We start from the raw sequence: 3,105 nt of genomic DNA, 5'->3' as shown, positions 1-3,105 counted from the left end.
CCGCGGGTCCTCCGGGCCCGGCGGCTCCCGGCGCGGACGGCTCCGGCGCCCCCGGCGCGGACGACCCCGTCCGGGCTGGCATCGGCCCGGCCGGCCCCGATGCCGCGTGTCCCGGGCCTCCCGACTCGGACGGCCCCGAAGCGGACCGCCCCTGCGCGGACGCCGCTGACGGCGAACCTCCCGGAGCGGCCAACCCCGGCCCGGAAGACTCCGATGCGGAGGGCACCGGCCCGGCCGCCCCCGGCGCGGACGGCTCCGGTGGACCGGGGGCCGGTGCTGGGGGATCCGGGGGCGGGCCGATCGTCAGGTGGCAGCCGGCGCCGGACGTCCGGGCCGCGCCGTCCTCGCCGTCCACGTCGTCCACGTCGTAGGCGGTCGTCACGGTCGCCGCTGCCAGCAGCGCCGCATCGGGGTAGGCGTCCACCAGGTGCCGCAGACGGCGTGCGAGGGCGGCCGGCCAGCCGGGACTCTCGCACAGCCACAGGCCGTCCACCCCGGCCTCCAGCCAGGCGTGCGCGCGGACGAGTACGTCCGCGGCGGAGGCCGTGTCCCGCACGGCTCCGCCTTCCGCGATGCCGGCCGCCTGCGCCTCGCCGTCGCCCGCCGGGTCGACGGGGACCCGCAGGTCCGGGGGTGTCAGTTGCGCCACCACGCGCAGGCCCTGCTCCCGGGCGCGGTCGAGCAGGATCGCGAACGCCTCGGAGTCCGGGGTCACGGTGGCCGGGAGCCGCACATGGCCGATGCCCCAGCGCCTCAGCCGGGGTGGCAGTACGGGCGCCGGGCCAGGCAGTGCCACGCCGACCGACGTGCGCGCCCAGGCCGGTCCGGCGCGGTCCGCGGGCCGGGGAACGGGTCCGGAGCCGACCAGGTGCACGCGCTCGTCCTCCGAGCGGATCTCCACGTCACCGCCGCGGCCGACGAGTGTGACCCGGCCGCCCGGGGCGGCGTACGCCTCCCGCACGGAGAACGGCACCGCCACGCCGGTCGGCGGTCCCGGCCGCGGCCATGGAAGGCGCAGCAGCCGGGGTCCGCCGTCGGCCGCGACGACGAGACCCGTCGCGGGCAGCAGCGCCAGCGAGATCGCGGGGACCCTCAGGAGCCCCAGCCGCAGAACCGGACTCCCCTCCCCCGCCCAGGATTCGACGCCCCCGTCGGCGCAGGCCCACACGACGGCGCCCGACGACGGGTCGCCGGTCAGCGCGGTGACCGCCGGCCCCGTGGCACGTACCCGGGTGGTGCCCTCGCCGGGTCCGGTCAGGCGGTGTACGTGGATGCCGCCGTCCGCGTCCGCCACCGCCACCGTCGCCGACTCGGCCGAGCACCACAGGTGTGCCACCTCCGCGGGATGGGGCAGCACCCCCGCGATGTGGCGGGGGTCGCCGTCACGTGCCAGTGCGACGTCGCTTCCCTGCGCCATGCAGAGCACCGGCTGCCGGTCCTCCCTCGTCCAGCCGAGGGCGGTCGGCGGCCGCTGCGGCCGGTGGAGGACGGAGTCCGAGGTTCCGTCGAGGGCCGTGCCGATCACATGGAGGCCGGCCCCGGTGACGACGGCGGTGGCGGCCGGACCCGTGTCGGCGACCGCCAGCAGGGTCGGGGGCTCCGGAAGGCTCAGCGAGAGGACGCTGTTGCCGTCGTCGACGCGCAGCGAGGTCCGCCCGTCGGTGCTCACCGCGACCGCTGCCCGGTGGCCCGCGCGCGCGGCGCGCACCACGCCGTCCAGTTCGGCCTGCGCGGCGCGGACGGTGCCGTCGGTGTCCGCCTCGGCGACGACGCCCAGACCGAGGGTGCTGCGCCAGCCGTCGTACAGGTCCAGTTCGTGCCAGCCGGCGCCGGGGAGCGCGGCCCTCAGGCGCAGTCCGGCCCTGGCGGCTCCGTTGGCCTGGAGGACGAGTGCGTCGGGTTCCGGGGGCCGGCTGAGGACGATGCCGTCGGAACCGGTCCGCACCCCGATGTCGATGTCGGTGTGAACCAGGGTCCGCACCGCGCGCACACCGGCGGCGCCGGCGCGTTCCGCGGCACCGGGCGGCGGGTCGAGTCCCAGCCGTTCCGCCGCCATGACGTGGAGCCGCCAGGCCGCGTCCGCGTCGCGTACGCCGCCCGGCAGCCGGGGCAGGAAGCGCAGTACCCAGCGGCTGGCCTCCGCGGCGCGGTGTCCGCCGTGCCTGACCTCGTGGACGAGCGGGGCCAGCGCGCGGGCGACGTCCTCCTCCGCCGGCCTGGGGTCGACCGTCGACTGCCACAGCAGTTCCTCGTAGCAGCGCACCAGGGGCGGTGCGTCGCGGTGGGCGTCGAGCGTGAAGTCCCTTACGGACCGGAGCAGTTCCCGGTCGCGGAGGGACAGCTCCTGCCGCAGTTCCGCGGTCACTTCCGGGTGGAGCATCACCACTCGGCTGTCCGCCGCCTCGACGAGCGGTGAGAACCACAGCCTCGCCTCGAGTCCGGTTCCGCTGAGGGGTACGAAGCGGAGCCGGGCACCGCGTACGAAGTGCGGTTCCGCCTGGGCGGCCAGGCACAGCGACTCGGCGAGGCGGACCACGTCGGGCTGGTCCCTGCGCTGTTCGGCGATCAGCCGGGAGGAGCTGCTGCGCTCCGGTGCGACGGTCATGTGACGCGGCCCCGCCTGGTGCGGTCCCTGCGGGTGGCCGACCGCGCCGTGCGCACCGACGTCCGCCGGTCGAGCGGCAGCAGCGTCACCAGTTGGCGGACGGCGGCCGGGTAGTCCTCGGGCCGGTAAGGGGTGAGGCAGATGACACGGCTTCCAGCGCGGCGCAGCCGGCGCAGGTACGGGATCCAGTCGGGGGGCGAGGAGTGGTGGCGGCCGGGCAGCGGCGGCTGGAGGTGTCCCAGGTCGGAGAGGAGGATCACGGGCCTGCCGGGCGGCGGGACGGGATGCGGGCCCCAGGTGCGTCCGCCGTCCTCGCTGGCCCCTCTCGTGATTCTGAAGTCCATGATCCTGAGCTGTCCCGGGGGCAGGAGGCGGGCGGCCAGTCCGGCGATCCAGGCGTGGTCGGGCCCGAAGGGGCGCATGGACTCGCCGCGGTCGAGCAGCAGGTGCAGTCCGGCCCGGGTGGTGGTGCGGTGCCGGTAGGGGACACGGGTGCGGGT

At 76.9% G+C, this 3,105-nt stretch carries 1 protein-coding gene and 1 pseudogene; both read right to left on the bottom strand.

The window, feature by feature from the left end; all coding sequences use genetic code 11:
* On the bottom strand, nucleotides 1–2,605 hold a 2,605-nt coding region (locus GUY61_RS36670), incomplete at its 3' end, for a hypothetical protein (protein ID WP_166634625.1).
* Nucleotides 2,602–3,105: pseudogene (locus GUY61_RS36665) on the bottom strand (hypothetical protein); the annotation flags it as partial. The gene GUY61_RS36670 and the pseudogene GUY61_RS36665, both read right to left, overlap by 4 nt.

The sequence above is a fragment of the Streptomyces sp. GC420 genome (assembly GCF_009916105.1).
Classification (GTDB): Bacteria; Actinomycetota; Actinomycetes; order Streptomycetales; family Streptomycetaceae; genus Streptomyces.
This window is presented reverse-complemented; position numbering and strand designations above follow the sequence as displayed.